The 17,745-nt window shown below is 72.2% G+C and carries 18 protein-coding genes; 13 read left to right on the forward strand and 5 right to left on the reverse strand.

Features of this window, described 5'->3' with window-relative positions; translation table 11 throughout:
• Positions 1 to 76 precede the first annotated feature (76 nt).
• Together RMN98_RS17170 and RMN98_RS17175 are read right to left on the reverse strand one after the other, a co-directional pair.
• On the reverse strand, positions 77 to 523 hold the full coding sequence (locus RMN98_RS17170) for a hypothetical protein (protein WP_309650033.1): 447 nt from the start codon (positions 521 to 523) through the stop codon (positions 77 to 79).
• Positions 524 to 532: 9 nt separating this feature from the next.
• Positions 533 to 1,303 (reverse strand): alpha/beta fold hydrolase, encoded by a 771-nt coding sequence (locus RMN98_RS17175; protein ID WP_309650034.1) that lies wholly within the window; start codon positions 1,301 to 1,303, stop codon positions 533 to 535.
• Positions 1,304 to 1,390: 87 nt separating this feature from the next.
• Between RMN98_RS17175 and RMN98_RS17180 the strand changes: the two genes are divergently transcribed.
• The 4 genes from RMN98_RS17180 to RMN98_RS17195 all read left to right on the forward strand — a co-directional run bounded on the left by RMN98_RS17180 (position 1,391) and on the right by RMN98_RS17195 (position 5,069).
• Complete coding sequence (locus tag RMN98_RS17180) at positions 1,391 to 2,176, forward strand: lysophospholipid acyltransferase family protein (RefSeq protein ID WP_309650035.1); 786 nt, start codon at positions 1,391 to 1,393, stop codon at positions 2,174 to 2,176.
• 5 nt (positions 2,177 to 2,181) lie between these two features.
• Entirely contained in the window at positions 2,182 to 3,330 is a 1,149-nt protein-coding gene (gene macS, locus RMN98_RS17185; protein WP_309650076.1) for a MacS family sensor histidine kinase, read from the forward strand.
• A gap of 335 nt (positions 3,331 to 3,665) precedes the next feature.
• Positions 3,666 to 4,172, forward strand: coding sequence for a flavin reductase family protein (locus tag RMN98_RS17190; protein WP_309650036.1), 507 nt, complete (start codon positions 3,666 to 3,668; stop codon positions 4,170 to 4,172).
• 228 nt (positions 4,173 to 4,400) lie between these two features.
• On the forward strand, positions 4,401 to 5,069 hold the full coding sequence (locus RMN98_RS17195; RefSeq protein ID WP_309650037.1) for a response regulator transcription factor: 669 nt from the start codon (positions 4,401 to 4,403) through the stop codon (positions 5,067 to 5,069).
• On the opposite strand, the gene RMN98_RS17200 is transcribed toward RMN98_RS17195, so the two are convergent.
• On the reverse strand, positions 5,066 to 6,304 hold the full coding sequence (locus RMN98_RS17200) for an oxygenase MpaB family protein (RefSeq protein ID WP_309650038.1): 1,239 nt from the start codon (positions 6,302 to 6,304) through the stop codon (positions 5,066 to 5,068). The genes RMN98_RS17195 and RMN98_RS17200 overlap by 4 nt on opposite strands.
• 81 nt (positions 6,305 to 6,385) lie before the next feature.
• Here RMN98_RS17200 and RMN98_RS17205 point away from each other — a divergent pair, with 81 nt between their 5' ends.
• From RMN98_RS17205 to RMN98_RS17220, 4 genes are read left to right on the forward strand one after another with little or no spacing between them, the layout of a single operon-like run.
• Positions 6,386 to 6,994: a TetR/AcrR family transcriptional regulator gene (locus tag RMN98_RS17205; RefSeq protein ID WP_309650039.1), complete on the forward strand. Its 609-nt coding sequence runs from the start codon at positions 6,386 to 6,388 to the stop codon at positions 6,992 to 6,994.
• Positions 6,995 to 7,020: 26 nt separating this feature from the next.
• Positions 7,021 to 7,869 (forward strand): arylamine N-acetyltransferase, encoded by an 849-nt coding sequence (locus RMN98_RS17210; RefSeq protein WP_309650040.1) that lies wholly within the window; start codon positions 7,021 to 7,023, stop codon positions 7,867 to 7,869.
• Entirely contained in the window at positions 7,866 to 8,357 is a 492-nt protein-coding gene (locus RMN98_RS17215; protein ID WP_309650041.1) for a GNAT family N-acetyltransferase, read from the forward strand. Before RMN98_RS17210 ends, RMN98_RS17215 begins: the two co-directional genes overlap by 4 nt.
• Positions 8,350 to 9,261: a hypothetical protein gene (locus RMN98_RS17220; RefSeq protein WP_309650042.1), complete on the forward strand. Its 912-nt coding sequence runs from the start codon at positions 8,350 to 8,352 to the stop codon at positions 9,259 to 9,261. Before RMN98_RS17215 ends, RMN98_RS17220 begins: the two co-directional genes overlap by 8 nt.
• Before the next feature lie 111 nt (positions 9,262 to 9,372).
• Here RMN98_RS17220 and RMN98_RS17225 read toward each other — a convergent pair whose 3' ends face one another.
• Both RMN98_RS17225 and RMN98_RS17230 read right to left on the reverse strand, forming a co-directional pair.
• On the reverse strand, positions 9,373 to 10,845 hold the full coding sequence (locus RMN98_RS17225) for a glycerol kinase (protein WP_309650043.1): 1,473 nt from the start codon (positions 10,843 to 10,845) through the stop codon (positions 9,373 to 9,375).
• On the reverse strand, positions 10,842 to 11,660 hold the full coding sequence (locus RMN98_RS17230; RefSeq protein WP_309650044.1) for a DUF1028 domain-containing protein: 819 nt from the start codon (positions 11,658 to 11,660) through the stop codon (positions 10,842 to 10,844). Before RMN98_RS17230 ends, RMN98_RS17225 begins: the two co-directional genes overlap by 4 nt.
• 63 nt (positions 11,661 to 11,723) lie before the next feature.
• On the opposite strand from RMN98_RS17230, the gene RMN98_RS17235 reads away from it, so the two are divergent.
• The 5 genes from RMN98_RS17235 to RMN98_RS17255 all read left to right on the forward strand — a co-directional run bounded on the left by RMN98_RS17235 (position 11,724) and on the right by RMN98_RS17255 (position 17,736).
• Positions 11,724 to 12,392, forward strand: a complete 669-nt coding sequence (locus RMN98_RS17235) for a hypothetical protein (RefSeq protein ID WP_309650045.1) — start codon at positions 11,724 to 11,726, stop codon at positions 12,390 to 12,392.
• Between the two features lie 94 nt (positions 12,393 to 12,486).
• The gene (locus tag RMN98_RS17240) at positions 12,487 to 13,524 is read left to right on the forward strand and encodes a 6-phosphofructokinase (RefSeq protein ID WP_309650046.1); all 1,038 of its coding nucleotides are present in this window, start codon (positions 12,487 to 12,489) and stop codon (positions 13,522 to 13,524) included.
• Between the two features lie 102 nt (positions 13,525 to 13,626).
• Positions 13,627 to 15,081 (forward strand): APC family permease, encoded by a 1,455-nt coding sequence (locus RMN98_RS17245; protein WP_309650047.1) that lies wholly within the window; start codon positions 13,627 to 13,629, stop codon positions 15,079 to 15,081.
• Between the two features lie 289 nt (positions 15,082 to 15,370).
• Entirely contained in the window at positions 15,371 to 16,726 is a 1,356-nt protein-coding gene (locus tag RMN98_RS17250) for a class II 3-deoxy-7-phosphoheptulonate synthase (RefSeq protein WP_309650048.1), read from the forward strand.
• A 2-nt stretch (positions 16,727 to 16,728) separates the two neighbouring features.
• Positions 16,729 to 17,736, forward strand: a complete 1,008-nt coding sequence (locus RMN98_RS17255) for a GntG family PLP-dependent aldolase (protein ID WP_309650049.1) — start codon at positions 16,729 to 16,731, stop codon at positions 17,734 to 17,736.
• Positions 17,737 to 17,745 lie beyond the last annotated feature (9 nt).

The following is a 17,745-nucleotide window of genomic DNA, read 5'->3' on the forward strand; positions in this document are numbered from 1 at the left end:
GGGGGGGAGGTTTTCGCGGACCTTACCGCATACCGCGGACCAATGGGCCCCGCACTTTCCGGCCAGACTGCGAGGCTCAGATGCGGGCGCCGTCGTCGTCGGGGTCGCGCGGACCGCGCGGCATCTGGAAGACGAGGTAGAGGAAGCCGCCGACGAAGGCCGCCACGAGGGCGTAGGCGACCAGCTGCGGCAGGTCGATCGCGAGGACCAGGCAGACCAGCAGCACGGCCGGGGAGCCGAAGATGCCGATCCAGGCGGCCATCCGATCCTTGCTGGTGCTCGGCACCGGCGGGGGCGGGGGCGGGACGAAGCGGTCGGTGCTCCAGTCGGAGTCGACGTACTCCTCGTCCCAGGACGAGGCCGCCCGCGGCGCCACCGGGGGCGGCTCGGGGTCGGGCTCGCGCCGGGACTCCTGCTGCGTCCCGGGCGGAGTCTCGGGCTGGGGGTCGGGGTCGAGGTCAGCGCGCTCGCCGAAGTTCTCGACGATCGCGCGCCAGGCGTCGTCCTCGTTGTCGCGCTGCACGTCTCGAGGTTACGCCGAGGTGGTGCGGGCGATGAAGGCGGCGGACAGGTCGAAGATCTGTGGGGCGTCGTTGTCGAGCGTGGCGACGTGGTAGCTCTCGGTCAGCGGAACCACGGTGACGTCGCGCGAGGACACCTTGCTGGTGATCAACGGCTGCGACGCCTCGTCGACGACGTGGTCCTCGGTGGAGCGCAGGTAGAGCAGCGGGGCGGTCACCTTGGGCAGGTCGGCCACCAGGGGCGGCCACGCCCGCATGAGCGAGTGGATGGCCTTGAGCGGGGTGCGGGAGTAGCCGTGCTCGTCCATGCCCGGCTTCTTGATGTCGTTGGCCAGGCCGGGGAACGACGGCACCAGGTGCTTGAGCACCGGGAGGAGCTTGACGTCGAGCCGCTTGCTGGCGACCGCCGGGTTGACCACCACGACGCCGGAGATCCTGTCGGCGTGGTCGGCGGCCAGCCGCAGGACCAGCGCGCCGCCCATCGAGAGCCCGCCCACGACGACCGCGTCGTGCTCGAGGCAGAGGGCGTCGAAGGCCCGGGTCAGCTCGCCGTACCAGTCGTCCCAGGTCATCGTGTTGAGCTCCTGCCACGTGGTGCCGTGACCCGGCAGGCGCGGCACGGAAACGCCGTAGCCGAGGGAGCCGAGGTGCTCGCCCCAGGGCTTCATGGAGGCGGGCTGGCCGGTGAAGCCGTGGCTGAGCAGGACGCCGATGCGGCGCCCGCCCGTCAGCTCCGGACGCGCCTCGATGGTCAGGGGCGAGGCGAGGGGGTGCAGGGTCATGGCGCCGATTGTGCCCCACCACAGTGGTAGGTGAGCGGGCCTTCAGGCACTAAGGTTCGAAAGGTCAGGACGACTCACGGGTCGGCGATGGGGAAAGGCGCTTCGTTGTTCTACTGGTTCCTCAAGTGGGTGGCTCTGGGCCCCCTCCTGCGCGTGGTCTTCCGTCCCCAGGTCGAGGGCTCGCAGCACGTCCCCGAGGAGGGGGCGGCGATCCTGGCGAGCAACCACCTCTCCTACGCCGACTGGCTCTTCATGCCGCTGACGCTGGCGCGGCGCGTGACGTTCGTGGCCAAGGCGGAGTACTTCACGACCCCCGGCATCAAGGGCTGGTTCCAGAAGCAGTTCTTCTCCGGGGCCGGTCAGGTGCCCATCGACCGCACCAGCGCCTCAGCCGCCGAGGGCGCGCTGTCCTCGGCCAAGCGGATCCTGGGCGAGGGCGACCTCTTCGGCATCTACCCCGAGGGCACCCGCTCCCACGACGGCAAGCTCTACCGCGGCAAGACCGGCGTGGCCCGACTGGCCCTGGAGACCGGCGTCCCGGTCATCCCGGTCGCGGTCGTCGGCACCGACGTCGTGGCGCCCCCGGGCAAGACCTTCGGCACCTTCACGCGGCCTGTCGTGCGCTTCGGCAAGCCGCTCGACTTCTCGCGCTACGCCGGCATGGAGAACGACCGCTACATCCTTCGCTCGATCACCGACGAGATCATGTACGAGATCATGCGCCTCTCCGGCCAGGAGTACGTCGACATGTACGCCGGGCGCGCGAAGGAGGAGTCCAAGCGGCTCGAGGCGGAGGCCAAGGCACTGGCGGCCGGACAGGCCGAGTCGATCACGCCCTCCGATGGGGACGAGCAGACGAAGAAGGCGTCCTGACCCAGCTGCGGCTCTGGTCGCGACCGGCCCTCGACGTCGAGGACCGGCTCTTCCGGGCGCTGGGCATCCTGCGCGTCGTCCTGCTGGTCAACGCGATCGGCCTCAACGCCTACCGCGCCGACAACTTCGAGCGACCGCTGGCCGGGGTGCTGTGCGTGCTGGTCATGGTGCTGTGGACCGGCACCGCCCTCGTCGTCTACGCCGACCCGGCGCGACGCCGTCCGTGGTTCGTGGGCCTCGACCTGTTCGTGACGCTGACGCTGCTCGTGGCTTCGCCGATCGTCAAGGGCGAGAGCTTCAACGCCACGGTCCCGGGCTTCTGGGTGATGTGCGCGCTGCTCGCCTGGGCGATCCGCTTCCACTGGAGAGGCGGGCTGCTGGCCTCCGTCCTGGTCGCCGGCACCGACCTCCTGGTCCGCGACGAGGTCACCCAGGGCAACTACGGCAACACGTTCCTGCTGCTCATCGCCGGGCCGATCGTGGGCTTCATGTGCGAGTCGCTCCAGCTGATGGCGAAGGAGCGTGACGAGGCCCAGCGGGCGGCGCTCGCCGACGCCGAGCGGGCCCGCCTGGCGCGGGCCGTCCACGACGGCGTCCTCCAGGTCCTCGCGCTGGTGCAGCGCCGAGGCGCCGAGCTCGGGGGTGAGGCCGCCGACCTGGGCCGGTTGGCCGGCGAGCAGGAGCAGGTCCTGCGCACGCTGATCCGCTCGCAGGACGCGGTGTCGGCGTCCTCGTCCTCGGCGGCTGAGGCGGCAGATGCCGTCGCCGACCTCGCGGCGGCGCTCGGGGAGCTGGGGGCGCGACCCCACGTCAGCGTCGCCACCCCCGGAACCGCCGTGGAGCTGCCGGCGGCGGTCGTGCGCGAGGTCGTGGCGGTCGTGGCGGCCTGCCTCGACAACGTGGCCGTCCACGTCGGGCCCTCCGCTCCCGCGTGGGTGCTCCTCGAGGCCTTCCCCGACCGGATCGAGCTCTCCGTGCGCGACGAGGGCCCCGGCATCCCGGCGGGCCGGCTCGAGGCCGCGGCCGCCGAGGGCCGGCTCGGGGTGAGTGAGTCGATCTGCGGCCGCGTGACCGACCTGGGTGGGACCGCCGAGCTCTCGACCGGCTCGTTCGGCACCGAGTGGGAGCTCGTCGTACCTCGGGGGGCTCGGTGACACCGCTCGTCGTGGAGCCGGGCGGCAACCTGCTGCTCTCGTTCGTGCCCGGGGCGGCTCGAGCACGTGGCGCTCTTCCGCACCGTCCTGGGGTCTGGGCCCGACCCGGTCCCCGGCTTCGCGGTGGTGCCGCCGTGGAGTCGTGTGCCGCAGGCGGCGTTCCAGCGCGTTCACAGGCACACGACCCACAGGCCACGTCGATCACCTGCAGGGTCGTGGGTCCCGGGCCGCGGCCCGGCGCTGCCTGTGGCACACGACCCGAGCACCGCCCAGCCGCTGCACCGTGCGCCGGCGCGTGGTGGTTGCGGTCGCGGGGTGGTCCCTAGGCTCGGGGCGTGACCATCCACAGCACGCACCCCTTCGCCGACGCCGAGCCCGACCCGGTGCGCCGGCTGCGCGGACGTCTCGGTGGCGCCGTGAGCCTGTGGACCGCGGGCGAGGGAAGGGACCGCGAGGGCTTGACCGTCACGTCGCTGATGCTCGCGCACGGCGAGCCCGCGCACGTGCTCGGTCTGCTCGACCCCGACTCCGACCTGGCCGAGCGGCTGCTCGAGACGGAGCGCTGCGTCGTGCAGCTGCTCTCCTGGCCCGGCCGCGACCTCGCGGAGGCCTTCGCCGGGACCGCGCCGGCACCCGGGGGTCCGTTCCGCATGGGCGACTTCGAGCAGACCTCCTGGGGCCCCCGCCTGGCCTCTGCCACCGCCTGGGCCGGGTGCACCCTCGTGGAGTCGCGTGAGGTCGGCTGGTCGGTCGAGGTCACCTGCCGGGTCGACGAGATCAAGGTCGGTGACGAGGACGCGCCGCTGCTGCACCGGCGGGGGCGGTTCCTCCGGCTGGACTGAGGGTCGGGTGTGACGGGTCGTGTGCCTGTCGCTGCGCCTGAGCGCTGTGTGAGGCACACGACCCGGACGTAGGGGACAGTCGGCCCGCGCCTCCTCAGGGTCGTGTGCGCCAGAGTGCGGCCCAGCGCATTCTCCGGCACACGACCCTCGCCGGGACGGGAAGCGTGCCATGACTCGCGACATGGCGACGGGCGGGGTCGACCGAGGGCTGTCGTCTAGGGTCCAGCCATGGACTCGGACACCGACCCGCAGCCGATCCGCGTGATGGTCGTCGACGACCACCCGATGTGGCGCGACGCGGTCGAGCGCGACCTGCAGGCAGCAGGGTTCGAGGTGGTCGCGGTGGCGGCCAACGGCTCCGAGGCGGTCGCGCGGTTTCCCGCGGCCCGCCCCCAGGTGGTCGTGCTCGACCTGCAGATCCCGGCGCCCAACGGCGTCGAGGTCACCGCCGAGGTGCTGCGCCACGACCCGTCGGCCCGCGTGCTGATCCTGTCGGCGTCGGGCGAGCAGACCGACGTGCTGGAGGCGGTGAAGGCGGGGGCGACCGGCTACCTGGTCAAGTCGGCGTCGCGCGACGAGCTCATCGACGCCGTACGACGGGTGGCGCGCGGCGACACGGTCTTCACGCCGGGGCTGGCCGGTCTGGTGCTCGGGGAGTTCCGTCGGTTGTCCGACCCGTCGGCGGGCGGGGTCGACCGGCCGCAGCTGACCGAGCGTGAGACCGAGGTGCTCAAGATGGTCGCCAAGGGCATGTCCTACAAGCAGATCGCCGACCGCCTCTTCCTCTCCCACCGCACCGTGCAGAACCACGTGCAGAACACCCTGCGCAAGCTCCAGATGCACAACCGGGTCGAGCTGACCCGGTGGGCGATCGAGCAGGGCCTCGACCACGACTAGAGGTCACGCACCCCGCGCCGGGTGCGGCATCCCCCCGGCCGGCGAGACGTCGACGAGGTCGTGCTGCACGCCGTACCTGCCACGCAGCCGGGCGTCCTGCTTGACCCGGTAACGCTCACCGGCCCGGGCGCGGGGACCCAGCAGGGGGCCGATCCGGTCGAGGCCGCTGTTGAGCCGGGCCAGCACCGGACCGGTCCGCTCGAGGAGGCGCAGCGTGCGTGGCGCCGCCGGGATACCGAGCTCGTCGGCCAGGTCGTCGCCGAGGAAGAGCCGCTCGAGCGCGCGTGCACGACCGGGGGTGCGATCTGGCGCAGGCGGGCAGGTCGTGCCGGCAGGAGCTCCTCGATCTCGGCGACCAGGAACTCCCGGTTGATGCTCGCGACCAGGTCGCGGCAGAAGTCGTCGACGGGGGGCCGGGTCAGCAGGTAGATCTCCTCCAGCCGCTCCTGCTCGGCACGGTCAGTGGGCAGGAGGGCCTCGTCGATGCCGAGCAGGTGCCCGAGGTAGCGCCAGCGGGCGTAGGCGGCGGCCTCCTCGTGGGGGAGGTAGGGCGCGCCGATGGTGCGCAGCCCGCGCAGCGGGATCAGCGCGAACTCCACGAGCGTGTAGGCGAGGTAGGACTGGCAGATCGGCACGCCCCAGGCCGGGTGGTCCCACGCGGGGTCGTCGCGCAGCGCCGCGCGCACGAGCGCGTGGATGACCCGGACCCGCACGGTCAGCTCGAAGCCGGGGGAGCAGCGCTCGAGCCCGCCGCTGCGGCTGATCTCGACGAGCCACGAGCTGACCTCGATCGTGCGTGCACCGGCGCTCTCGACGTAGCGGCCCGTCATCGCCAGCGGTCGGGACGCCGCAGCGTTGGCGTAGCCGCTGACCAGCGACGCGGCGCCGAGCACGATGCCCGACTGGCGCGTGTAGCGACCGATGTGTGCGCTGTCGCGGTCGATCGTGGCCAGGTCGACCCACGCCGGCACCTCGTCGAGCTGGGCGAAGAGTGCGCGCAGGCTGGCGGGGGCGTCCGGGACGGCGTCGATGCCCTCGCGGCAGGCCTGGCGCAGCAGCCTCATCCCGCGGCCGTGGCCGAGCACCGCGACGTCGGCGACGAACGCGTCGGCGAGGTCGTCGCCGCGCCACATGCCGTCGACGTACGCCGTCGCGAAGCCACCGTGGCGTGCCTCGGCCTCCGCGAGGTGCCGCACGCTCGTCGGGGGCTGTCGTCGGGTGGGGATCGCTGCCATGCTGCGAGCCTAGAAGTGAAATACTCTCACCTTCCATTCACTTCTGTGACCGACCGAGCAGCGACGCCAGGAGGCCCAGGAGTGGCTCAGAAGCAGCGGATCCGCCCCTCCCAGACCCGGGCGGTGCAGATGCGGCGCGACCTGCTCGACGCGACCCTTCACCTTCTCGCGACCGCGGGAGCGGAGCGGTTGACCACCACCGCCATCGTGGAGCAGGCGCACGTGAGCAGCGGGACGTTCTACCGCTACTTCAACGACAAGGCCGAGATCCTCGGGGTGCTGCGCGACGAGGCCGTGGAGGCGATCTCGGCCGACCTGATGGCCGGCGTGGTCCGGGCGCTCGACCACGACCTCGACGGCGGCGTCCGCGAGATCGTCCTCACCCTGGTCGACGCCTTCGAGCGGCACCGGGCGGTGATCCTCGCGATGGTCAACGCGATGCCGGCCGGCAGCAACGCCAACATCCTCCCCGAGGTCGAGTCCCGCCTCTTCCAGCTGGCCTCGGTGCTGCCGCGCCGCCACCTGCCCGACCTGGCGCCCGCGCGGATGGAGGCGGTGGTCTTCATGACCATGGGCGTGCTCGTCTCGACGTGCCTGCGCGTCGCGCTGATGCGACCCGACGGCGTCGAACGCGACGAGGTCGTCGACATCACCGCCGCGATGATCACCGCCGGGCTCCGGGCCGGCTGACCCGCGGCGCGATCTATGCTCGGCGCGTGTCGATCCGCGCCTACCTCGCGCACCTGGGCATCGAGGAGCCCCTCCCGCCGACCCTGGAGTCGCTGCGGCTGGTGCACCGGCGCCACGTGGAGCAGATCCCCTACGAGAACCTGCAGATCATGCTCGGCCGGCCCCCGTCGGTGGACCCGGAGTCGAGCCTCACGCGCGTCGGCGAGGTCGGCCGGGCGGGCTACTGCTTCCACCAGAACGCCGTGCTCGAGCTGGTGCTGCGCGACCTCGGCTTCGCCGTCGAGCGGCGCCACGGCCATGTCTGGATCAACCCCGAGAAGCGCGCCGACCCCTTCCTCAACCACCTGGTGCTGGTCGTCACCGGACTGCCCACCGACGACAACCCCGACGGCCGCTGGTGGCCCGACGTCGGACTCGGCGAGGGCTTCCTCGAGCCACTGCCGCTGGTCGCCGGCGACTACGTCGACGGCCCGCTCCGCTTCGAGGTCACCGAGGTCACCGAGGACGGCTGGTCCTTCCGCAACGACCCGACCGGCACGTTCACCGGCCTCGAGGTGACCAGCGCCCCCACCGACCCGATGACCGTCCTCGACTCGCACGCCACGCTCTCCACGGCTCCCGACGGCGTCTTCTCGCGGATCCTGGTCGTCCAGCGGCGCGACCCCCTCGGCGTCGACACCCTGCGCGGCTGTGTCCGGGGACGCGTCGACGGCGAGGGGCGCCGCACCACCGACCTCACGTCGTACGACGAGTGGCGCGGCGCACTCGTCGGCCTCGGGCTGTCACTGGTCGGGGTGCAGGAGGCGCACCTGCGGGCGCTCTTCGACCGGACGCTGGTCGGCCACGAGCAGTGGGTGGCGGCGGGGCGACCGTGACGTTCCGTCCCGCGCGGGTCGACGACGCGGCCGCCCTGCGCGACCTCGAGCGCGAGGCCAACCTGGTGGGCCTGGCGCACGTCTTCCCGGCGGCGGACTTCCCGTTCCCCGACGACGACGTGATGGTCCGGTGGCAGCACGTGCTGGCCGAGCCGGGGGTGGTCGTCGACGTGGTCGACGGACCCGGCGGTGCGGGCGGCCAAGGGCTGGACGCGTTCGTCGCCCACGACGCGAGGACGCTGCGTCACCTGGCGGTCCATCCGCGACGCTGGGGGACCGGCCTGGCGCGCGTCGCCGTCGAGCGCGCGGCGAGCGCGATCACCGACGGCGGGCAGCAGCCGCGGCTGTGGTGCCTCGCGGCCAACGAGCGGGCGCTGGGCCTCTACCTCCACCTGGGCTGGGAGCCGACCGGGGTCGAGCGGTGCTCGGAATGGACGCCCTACCCGGTCGAGCGTGAGCTGGTCCTGCGAGGATCAGCCGATGTCTGAGGAGCTGCTCGCGGTAGCCGACGAGCTCTATGCACTGACGCTGGCGGAGTTCACGCCGGCGCGTGACGCGCGGGCCAAGGAGCTCAAGGGCTCCGACCTGGGCAAGGACGTCAAGATGCTGAAGAAGCCGTCGCTCGCCGCCTGGGTCGTCAACCTGCTGGTGCGCCGCGACCCCGACCAGGTCGACCAGGTCCTCACCGTCGGTGCCGCGCTGCGCGGTGCCGCCGCGGCCATGTCCGGTGAGCAGCTGCGCGCGCTGACCCGCCAGCGTCGCCAGGTCACCGCCGCCGTCACGCAGCAGGCGCGGTCGCTCGCGACCGAGGCGGGCGTCAAGGTCACCCAGGCCGTGGCCGACCAGGTGGAGGCCACGCTCACGGCCGCGATGCTCGACGAGCGCTGCTCCCAGGCGGTCCGCAGCGGGCTCCTCGTCACCGCGATCACCACCACCGGCGTCGACGAGGTCGACCTCGGTGGCGCGGTGGCGCTGCCGGCTGCGCTGGGGTTCGAGGCCAGCCCCGTCGCGTCGCGCGACCCCGATGCTCCCGTCGCCGGCACGCGGCCCGACCTGCATGTCGTACCCGATCCCGAGGCGGAGGAGAAGGCCCGCGCCGCAGCCCAGGAGGCGCTCGACGAGGCGGAGGACGAGCTGAGGACGGCGCGCTCGGCCTATGAGGAGACGGTCTCGGCCCAGTCGGCGCTGGAGGCGCGCTCGATGCAGCTCCAGGCGGAGATCGACGAGTTCAAACGGCGCCTTGCCGACCTCGAGGCGTCGGCCGACGAGGTCGACGACGAGCTCGGGGACGCCGAGGAGGCCCGCACCGAGGCCTACGCCGAGCTCGAGGAGGCCACCACGGCCCGCGACACCGCCGCGGCCGAGGTCGAGCGCCGCACGGCGGCGCGGTAGTCCCTCACACCAGCGTGGTGAAGGTGGTTCCTGGAGCGTGGAGACGTGAGGGACTACCTCCCCGGCCGGCCGGCCGGGCGCCCGCCCGAGGCCTCCCGTGGCGACCCGCCCTCAGACGGTCGCCCAACCCTTCGACCGCTCGACGGCCGCGCGCCAGCGACCGTGAGCCAGGTCGGCGCCGGTGCGGTCACCGGACGGCTCGAAGCGTCGGTCGAGCTGCCAGGTCTGGCGCAGGTCGTCGGTGGAGGCCCAGACGCCGGTGCCGAGCCCCGCGAGGAACGCCGCGCCCAGCGCCGTGGTCTCGACCAGCCGGGGCCGCTCGACCGGCACGCCGACCTGGTCGGCCTGGAGCTGGCAGAGCAGGTCGTTGGCCGAGGCACCGCCGTCGACGCGGAGCGACGACGGACCAGGCATGGTGTCCAGGACGTCGCGCACCTCGAAGGCGATCGCGTCCAGCGTGGCCCGCACGAGATGGGCCCGCGTCGTGCCGCGGGTGATGCCGATGACCATGCCGCGGGCGTGCGGGTCCCAGTCGGGGGCACCGAGACCGGTCAGCGCCGGCACGAACACCACGCCCTCGGAGTCCGGCACCGTGGCCGCGATGGCCGCGGTCTCCGCCGCCGAGCCGACGATCTGGAGCCCGTCGCGCAGCCACTGCACGGCCGCGCCGGTCACGAAGATCGAGCCCTCGAGGGCGTAGGTCAGCTCGCCCGAGGGTGAGCGCCACGCCGCCGTCGAGAGCAACCCGGCATCGGAGCGACGCAGCGTCGAGCCGGTGTTGGTGAGGATGAACGACCCGGTGCCGTAGGTGCACTTGGAGTCGCCCTCGTCGAAGCAGGTCTGACCGAAGAGCGCCGACTGCTGGTCGCCGGCGAGGCCCGCGATCGGCAGGGACAGGTCGAGGAACGACCGGGCGTCGGTGACCGCGAGCTCGCCCCAGCTGGGCACCAGCTCCGGAAGCGCGTCACGGGGCACGCCGAGCAGCGAGCACAGCTCGTCGGACCAGTCACCGGCGGTGAGGTCGAAGAGCAGCGTGCGGCTGGCGTTCGAGACGTCCGTGACGTGCTCGAGACCGCGGGTCATGCGCGCGACGAGGTAGGAGTCGACCGTGCCCACGGCATAGCGCCCCGACTCGACCAGCGCCCACGTGCGCGGCTCGTGCTCGGCCAGCCACATCAGCTTGGTGCCGGAGAAGTAGGGGTCCAGCCGCAGCCCGGTCAGCTCCGCCACGCGCGCCTCGTGCCCCGCTTCGCGCAGCCGCGTGCAGATGTCGGCCGTACGACGGTCCTGCCACACGATCGCCCGACGGGGCGACCCGAGGGTCTCGCGGTCCCACAGCACGATCGTCTCGCGCTGGTTGGTGATCCCGATGCCGCGCAGCTCGGCGCGGTCCACCTGGCCCAGCGCGACCCGGCACGCCTCCAGCGTCGCCTGCCAGATCTCCTCGGGCGCGTGCTCGACCCAGCCCGGCTGGGGGAAGTGCTGGGCGAACTCCTGATAGCCCTTCGCCGCGATCCGCCCGTCGGGCGTGACGACGACGGCGGTGACCCCGGTGGTGCCGGCGTCGATCGCGAGGATGCTCACCGATCGCCTCGCACGATCGCCAGCACCCGCCGGTCGATCCACTCCAGCTGCGGCGACACCCGCATCTCGTAGTTCTCCGTGCCGACCCAGGTGTGGAAGTCGGGGTGTCCCTGCGCCTGCGCGAACGCCTCGAGCTCGGCCTCAAGGTCCGGGGTCACCGCGACCTGCTCGTCGGGGGTCGACGCCGTCAGGTAGAGCACGTTGAGATCGAGCAGCCGTGTCAGCTCCTCGATCGGCGCGACGTGGTCGTCGACGCGCAGGTCGGTGTCGATGTCGTCGCCGCCGCCGTAGCCGGCCTCGTCGCGCACGACCAGCAGTGCGGCCGACTGCCGACCGCGCTTGTCACCTCCCGCGGCGTCGCCGGCCGCGAGCGCGGCGAGCAGGCGCGAGGCGAGCGGGGACTCGGGGTCGGAGGCGAGCCAGGCCCGCTCCATCTCCTCCACGACCTCGGAGCCCGCCAGGCAGTTGCCCTGGATGGCGTAGCCCTCGCCCGTGACCCCGCCCGCCCACTCGATGCAGGCGTGTCCCGTGTGCGACGCGGCGTTGCCGTCGAGGTCGACGATGCCGACCTGGCGGTCGTCGCGACCCTCGTCCTCCTCGAGCAGCCGCTGCAGTGCCACGGACGCCGTCGCGCCCTCGTCGAGGTGCGCGAGCGCAAGGCCCTTGTAGGCGACGTTGGCGTCGGCCTGCGTGGCGATCGCGCCGACCTGGGCGACGGCGGCGGGGACGACGGCGCCGACGGCGAGGAACTTCGAGGCCACCGCGACCCCCCAGGACTCGGTGTCGGCGGAGCGGGCAACGATCGAGAAGGTCATGCGTCGGAGACTATCGACCCGGCGCTGGCGGTTGAGGTCATCGCCACGGGGCAGGCTGGCGGTGTGCTCAACGACCTCGCGCGCCAGACCCGGATCATGCTGTTCTGCCAGGTGCTCGGTCCGGCCGTGATGTTCGGCTCGGTGCTGGCCGTCGAGGGGGAGCACTGGGGCGTGGCGGTGAGCCTGTTCGTCCTGGGCCTGGTGCTCACAATCGCGTGGGGGATCGGGGTGGTGGTCTGGAACAGGCGTGCCGACCGGCGCTTCCGCTCGCTGTTGGAGCAGGGGGCGGCCGACCTCGTGGCGGGACGCGTGACGGGCGTGCCGGCCGCCGGGCGCGTCGTACGACGCAGGCTGGCGCGGCACTCGCCGTCCTACCTGGTCGGGACCGCGGGACCGCTGGACGGCCCGTCGGCGGTCCTCGCGATCACGGTGCTGGCGCCGGGCGGTGCGCGACGGGTCGGTGCCCTGGTCCCGGCGATGCTCGCGCTGGAGTCCCGCAAGGCGCCGGTCGCGGTGCTGCTGCACCCCGACGAGCCCGAGGTCGCCGTGCTCGACCCGCGCATCACGCCGCAGCAGCTCGCCGCCATCGGCGACGACCCGCGCTGGCGCACCGAGTGGCTGCCGACCGACAGCAGTGTCGTCGGTGGCTGGCTCCCGGCGCTCGCCTGCGGCGTCCTGGGGATCGTCGTCGGGGTCGGCCTCGACTGGCTCGTGGTGAGCCTCGCCACCTGAGCGCAAACCTGGCTAGGGTGGACGCGCTCCCTGTGAACGATCCAAGTCCCACCCCCGCCGCCGGTCTCCTCGACCGGCTCATCCAGGAGGTCCCATGCGCGTCGGAGTGCTCACCGGAGGCGGAGACTGCCCCGGCCTCAACGCCGTGATCCGGGCGGTGGTCCGCAAGGGCGTCAGCACCCACGGCTTCGAGTTCGTCGGCTACCGCGACGGCTGGAAGGGACCGCTCGAGGGCGAGACGATGCAGCTCGGCATCCAGGAGTGTCGCGGCATCCTGCCCCGCGGCGGCACGATCCTCGGCTCCTCGCGCACGAACCCGTTCAAGATCGAGGGTGGCGTCGAGCGCATCAAGGACAACCTCGCGAGCGACGGCGTCGACGCCCTCATCGCGATCGGCGGCGAGGACACCCTCGGCGTCGCGACCAAGCTCGCCGACCTCGGCGTGCACGTGGTGGGCGTGCCCAAGACGATCGACAACGACCTCTCCGGCACCGACTTCACCTTCGGCTTCGACACCGCGGTCAACATCGCGACCGAGGCCATCGATCGGCTCCACACCACCGCCGAGTCGCACCACCGGGTGCTCGTCGTGGAGGTCATGGGCCGCCACGCGGGCTGGATCGCGCTCCACGCGGGCATCGCGGGCGGCGCCAGCGCCGTGCTGATCCCCGAGCAGCCCTTCGACATCGAGGCGCTCTGCGAGCACGTGGAGACCCGTTTCAAGACCAAGTACGCCCCGATCATCGTCGTCTCCGAGGGCGCTGTCCCGCAGCAGTCCGACGGCGAGCACGGCATGACCCTGGTGTCGGGGGAGAAGGACGCCTTCGGACACGTGCGCCTGGGCGGCATCGGCGACCGGCTCGCCAGCGAGATCGAGCACCGCACCGGCAAGGAGGCGCGCGCGGTCGTCCTCGGCCACGTCCAGCGCGGTGGCACGCCCACGGCGTTCGACCGCTGGCTCGCGACCCGCTTCGGCCTCCAGGCCGTCGACGCGGTCGCCGACGGCGACTGGGGCACGATGATGGCGCTGCGCGGCACCAAGATCATCCGGGTGCCGCTGTCCGAGGGCACCGCCGAGCTCAAGCTCGTCAGCCCCGAGGAGTACGCCGAGGCGCAGGTCTTCTTCGGCTGACGTCGGCGTCCCGCGCGCGCAACGCCGGGGCGCGCCTGGTGGCCAAATCGGCCTTCTGGGTATTGGGTTGGTGCACTGTCCCCTCCTCCCCAGGAGTCCGTGATGACCGCCAGCAGCGCCGACGTCGACGTCAACGGCCCCGAGCCCGACCTCCAGCGGGTGATGGGACCCAAGCTCCTCCTGCTCTTCATCGTCGGGGACATCCTGGGGGCCGGCATCTACGCCGTCACCGGGGAGATGGCGCTCGAGGTGGGCGGCATCGTGTGGGTGCCGTTCCTCGTGGCCTTCGCGGTCGCCACGCTGACCGCGCTCTCCTACCTCGAGCTGGTCACGAAGTTCCCGCAGGCGGCAGGTGCGGCGCTCTACACGCACAAGGCCTTCGGCATCCACTTCGTCACCTTCCTGGTGGCATTCGGGGTCATCTGCTCCGGCATCACCAGCGCCTCGACGGCCGCCAACCTGCTCGGCACCAACCTCCTGGCCGGCCTCGACGGCCTCGGTGTCGGCGGCATCGACCCGGAGAGCAGCACGGCCATCACCGGGGTCGCCATGGGCTTCATGGTCCTGCTCGCGCTGATCAACCTGCGCGGGGTCGGGGAGAGCGTCAGGTTCAACGTCTTCCTGACCCTCGTGGAGATGCTCGCCCTGGTCATCGTCATCGTGATCGGCTTCGTGGTGATCTCCCGTGGCGACGGCGACCTGGGCCGGATGGTGGTCTTCGAGAGCGGGTCCGAGCGCGGGCTGTTCCTCGCGGTCACGGTCGCCACCGCGATCGCGTTCTTCGCGATGGTCGGCTTCGAGGACTCGGTGAACATGGTCGAGGAGACCAAGGACCCCGAGCGCACCTTCCCGCGGATCATGCTCACCGGCCTGGGCATCGCGGTGCTCTTCTACGTGCTCGTCTCGATCAGCGTCGTCGCGGTGATCCCCGAGGGCGAGATCGAGCAGGTCGTCGCCGACGAGGGCAAGGTCCTGCTCAACGTCGTCAGCACCGGGGCGCCCAACCTGCCGATCGACGACGTGTTCCCCTTCCTCACCGTCATCGCGGTCGCCAACACCGCGCTGATCAACATGCTGATGGCCAGCCGTCTGCTCTACGGCCTGGCCAACCAGGACGTCCTGCCCCGCAGCCTGGGCAAGGTGCTGCCTGGTCGTCGTACGCCGTGGGTCGGCATCCTCTTCTCCACCGTCCTGGCCCTCGGACTGATCTTCGCGGTGACGTTCCTGGCCGACACCTCGGTCATCAAGGCCCTCTCCGGCACGACCGCGTTGCTCTTGCTGGGCGTCTTCGCGATCGTCAACGTCGCCTGCGTGGTGCTGCGCCGGGAGCCCTCCGGGGCCTTCTCCGCACCGACCTGGGCGCCCTACGTCGGAGCGGTGGCCTGCCTGTTCTTCGTCGGGCCGTGGGCCCGCGACCGGGACGACTGGATCCAGTACCAGGTCGCCGGCGGCCTGATCGTGCTCGGCATCGTGCTGTGGGCGGCCACCTGGACGACCAACCGGGGCGTCCGTGCCAAGAAGACCGGCTTCCGCGACATCGAGCACCTCGAGGACTGACCGCCGAGTCGGCGCGATGTTGCAGCTGATCCGGGGGCCGCTTCATCACGGTATGCAGGCCAACCGCCACCTGCCACGGTGGAGCGGCCGGCACTTCCCACGGCGACACGCCACCTCCCTCGGGGTGCACGTCATGGGGAGTGGCGTTTCATCGACGTACCTTGATGAAGCGGCTGCCGACCCCGTGCCGCAACAATGCGCTTACTCGGCGGCCAGGGTGCATCAGGGGCGCTGTCCGCGTGCTGCCGACGAATCGAGGTGGACGACCCCGCGCGCGTAGGCTTGACCGGTGAGCAGCAACGTCCCCGACCTCTCCGCCCTGCACGCCCTCGGGCCGGCCCAGCAACCGACGTACGCCGACCGGGCGGCCGTCGACGAGACCGTCGCCCGGCTGCGCACCATGCCGCCGCTGGTCTTCGCGGGGGAGTGCGACGACCTCAAGACCAAGCTTGCCGCCGTGGCGCGCGGCGAGGCGTTCCTGCTCCAGGGCGGTGACTGCGCCGAGACGCTGTCCGGCGTGACGGCCGACAACGTGCGCAACAAGCTGCGCGTGCTGCTCCAGATGGCCGTGGTGCTGACCTACGCCGCGTCCGTCCCGGTGGTCAAGGTCGGTCGCCTGGCCGGTCAGTACGCCAAGCCCCGCAGCTCCGACCTCGAGACCCGTGACGGTGTCACGCTCCCGGCCTACCGCGGCGACGCCGTCAACGGCTACGACTTCACCCCCGAGTCGCGCGTGCACGACCCGGCGCGGCTGCTCGACGTCTACAACGCCTCCGCCGCGACCCTCAACCTGGTGCGGGCCTTCACCACCGGTGGCTACGCCGACCTCCGCCAGGTCCACACGTGGAACACCGACTTCGTGCGCGACTCGCCCGCCGGTCAGCGCTACGAGAAGGTCGCCCACGAGATCGACCGGGCGATGGCGTTCCTCGCCGCGATCGGCGCCGACCCCGACGAGTTCCACCGCGTCGACTTCCACTCCTCCCACGAGGCCCTCGTGCTCGAGTACGAGCACGCGATGACCCGCATCGACTCGCGCACCCAGCAGCCCTACGACGTCTCGGGCCACTTCGTGTGGATCGGCGAGCGCACCCGCCAGCTCGACAACGCCCACGTCGAGCTGCTCAGCCACATCCGCAACCCGATCGGCGTCAAGCTCGGCCCCTCGACCAGCGCCGACGACGCCCTCGCCCTCGCCTCCAAGCTCAACCCCGACAACGAGCCGGGCCGCCTGACCTTCATCACCCGCTTCGGTGCCGGCAAGATCCGCGACGGCCTGCCGCCCCTGGTCGAGAAGGTCACCGCCGAGGGCGTCAACGTGGCATGGGTGTGCGACCCGATGCACGGCAACACCTTCGAGGCCAGCTCGGGCTACAAGACGCGGGCCTTCGGCGACGTGATCGAGGAGGTCCAGGGCTTCTTCGACGTCCACCACGCGTTGGGCACCTGGCCCGGCGGCGTGCACGTCGAGCTTACCGGCGACGACGTCACCGAGTGCGTCGGCGGCAGCGAGGAGCTGCTGGAGATGGACCTCGGCAACCGCTACGAGTCGGTCTGCGACCCGCGCCTCAACCGGGTCCAGTCGCTCGAGCTGGCCTTCCTCGTGGCGGAGATGCTGCGCCGCGAGAAGCCCGTCCAGTCCTGACCGTGGCCGACGCGATGATCGACCTCCGCAGCGACACCGTCACGCGTCCGACCGATTCGATGCGGGCCGCGATGGCGCGCGCGGAGGTCGGCGACGACGTCTACGGCGAGGACCCGACGGTCGGGCAGCTCGAGGAACGGGTCGCCGGGCTCTTCGGTCACGAGGCGGCGCTGTTCATGCCGACCGGCTCGATGGCCAACGTGCTCGCCGTACGCTCCCTGGTCGCGCCGGGCCAGGAGGTCCTCTGCGAGTCGGCCGCCCACATCGCGCGCGCCGAGCTCGGCGCCCACGGTGCCTACAGCGGCGTCACCATGCGCACCTGGCACCACCCGCGCGGCCAGGTCGACCTGGCGATGGTGCAGACGCTCTTCGCCCCCGACATGGGGCCCTTCTTCGTGCCCACGGCCGCCATCTCGGTCGAGAACACCCACAACTTCGCCGGCGGCGCAGTCCTGCCGCTCTCGGACCTGCGCGACCTGCGTGACTTCGCCACCGGTGTCGGCGCCGCGATCCACATGGACGGCGCCCGCATCTGGAACGCGCACGTCGCGACCGGCACACCGCTTCGCGAGTACGGCGCCGTCGCCGACGTCATGGCCGTGTGCCTGTCCAAGGGGCTCGGTGCGCCGGTCGGGTCGCTGCTGGTCGGCAGCCGCGACACGGTCGCGGAGGCCCGGATCTGGCGCAAGCGCATGGGCGGCGGGATGCGCCAGGTGGGCATCCTGGCCGCGGCCGGGCTGCACGCGCTCGACCACCACGTCGAGCGCCTGGCCGACGACCACGCGCACGCCCGGTTGCTGGCGGCCGCCTGCGGGGTCGACCCCGACGGGGTGGACACCAACATCGTCGTCGTACCCCGTCCTGATGCGCCCGACTTCGTGGCCCGGGCCGCCGACGCCGGCGTCCGCGTCGCCACCGTCGGCCCCACCACGGTGCGCCTCGTGACCCACCTCGGCGTCACCCGCGCCGCCGCCGAGGCCGCCGCCGGAGTGCTCGCCCGACTGGTCTGAGCGCCGGGT

It is taken from the genome of Nocardioides sp., from assembly GCF_031397825.1.
Lineage (GTDB): Bacteria > Actinomycetota > Actinomycetes > Propionibacteriales > Nocardioidaceae > Nocardioides.

Bases quoted from the DNA above. Each gene is read 5' to 3' on its own strand.
- RMN98_RS17175 (WP_309650034.1), bottom strand. From the start codon at position 1,303: ATGACCCTGCACCCCCTCGCCTCGCCCCTGACCATCGAGGCGCGTCCG.
- RMN98_RS17180 (WP_309650035.1), top strand. From the start codon at position 1,391: ATGGGGAAAGGCGCTTCGTTGTTCTACTGGTTCCTCAAGTGGGTGGCT.
- RMN98_RS17195 (WP_309650037.1), top strand. From the start codon at position 4,401: ATGGACTCGGACACCGACCCGCAGCCGATCCGCGTGATGGTCGTCGAC.
- RMN98_RS17200 (WP_309650038.1), bottom strand. From the start codon at position 6,304: ATGGCAGCGATCCCCACCCGACGACAGCCCCCGACGAGCGTGCGGCAC.
- RMN98_RS17220 (WP_309650042.1), top strand. From the start codon at position 8,350: ATGTCTGAGGAGCTGCTCGCGGTAGCCGACGAGCTCTATGCACTGACG.
- RMN98_RS17230 (WP_309650044.1), bottom strand. From the start codon at position 11,660: ATGACCTTCTCGATCGTTGCCCGCTCCGCCGACACCGAGTCCTGGGGG.
- RMN98_RS17240 (WP_309650046.1), top strand. From the start codon at position 12,487: ATGCGCGTCGGAGTGCTCACCGGAGGCGGAGACTGCCCCGGCCTCAAC.
- RMN98_RS17245 (WP_309650047.1), top strand. From the start codon at position 13,627: ATGACCGCCAGCAGCGCCGACGTCGACGTCAACGGCCCCGAGCCCGAC.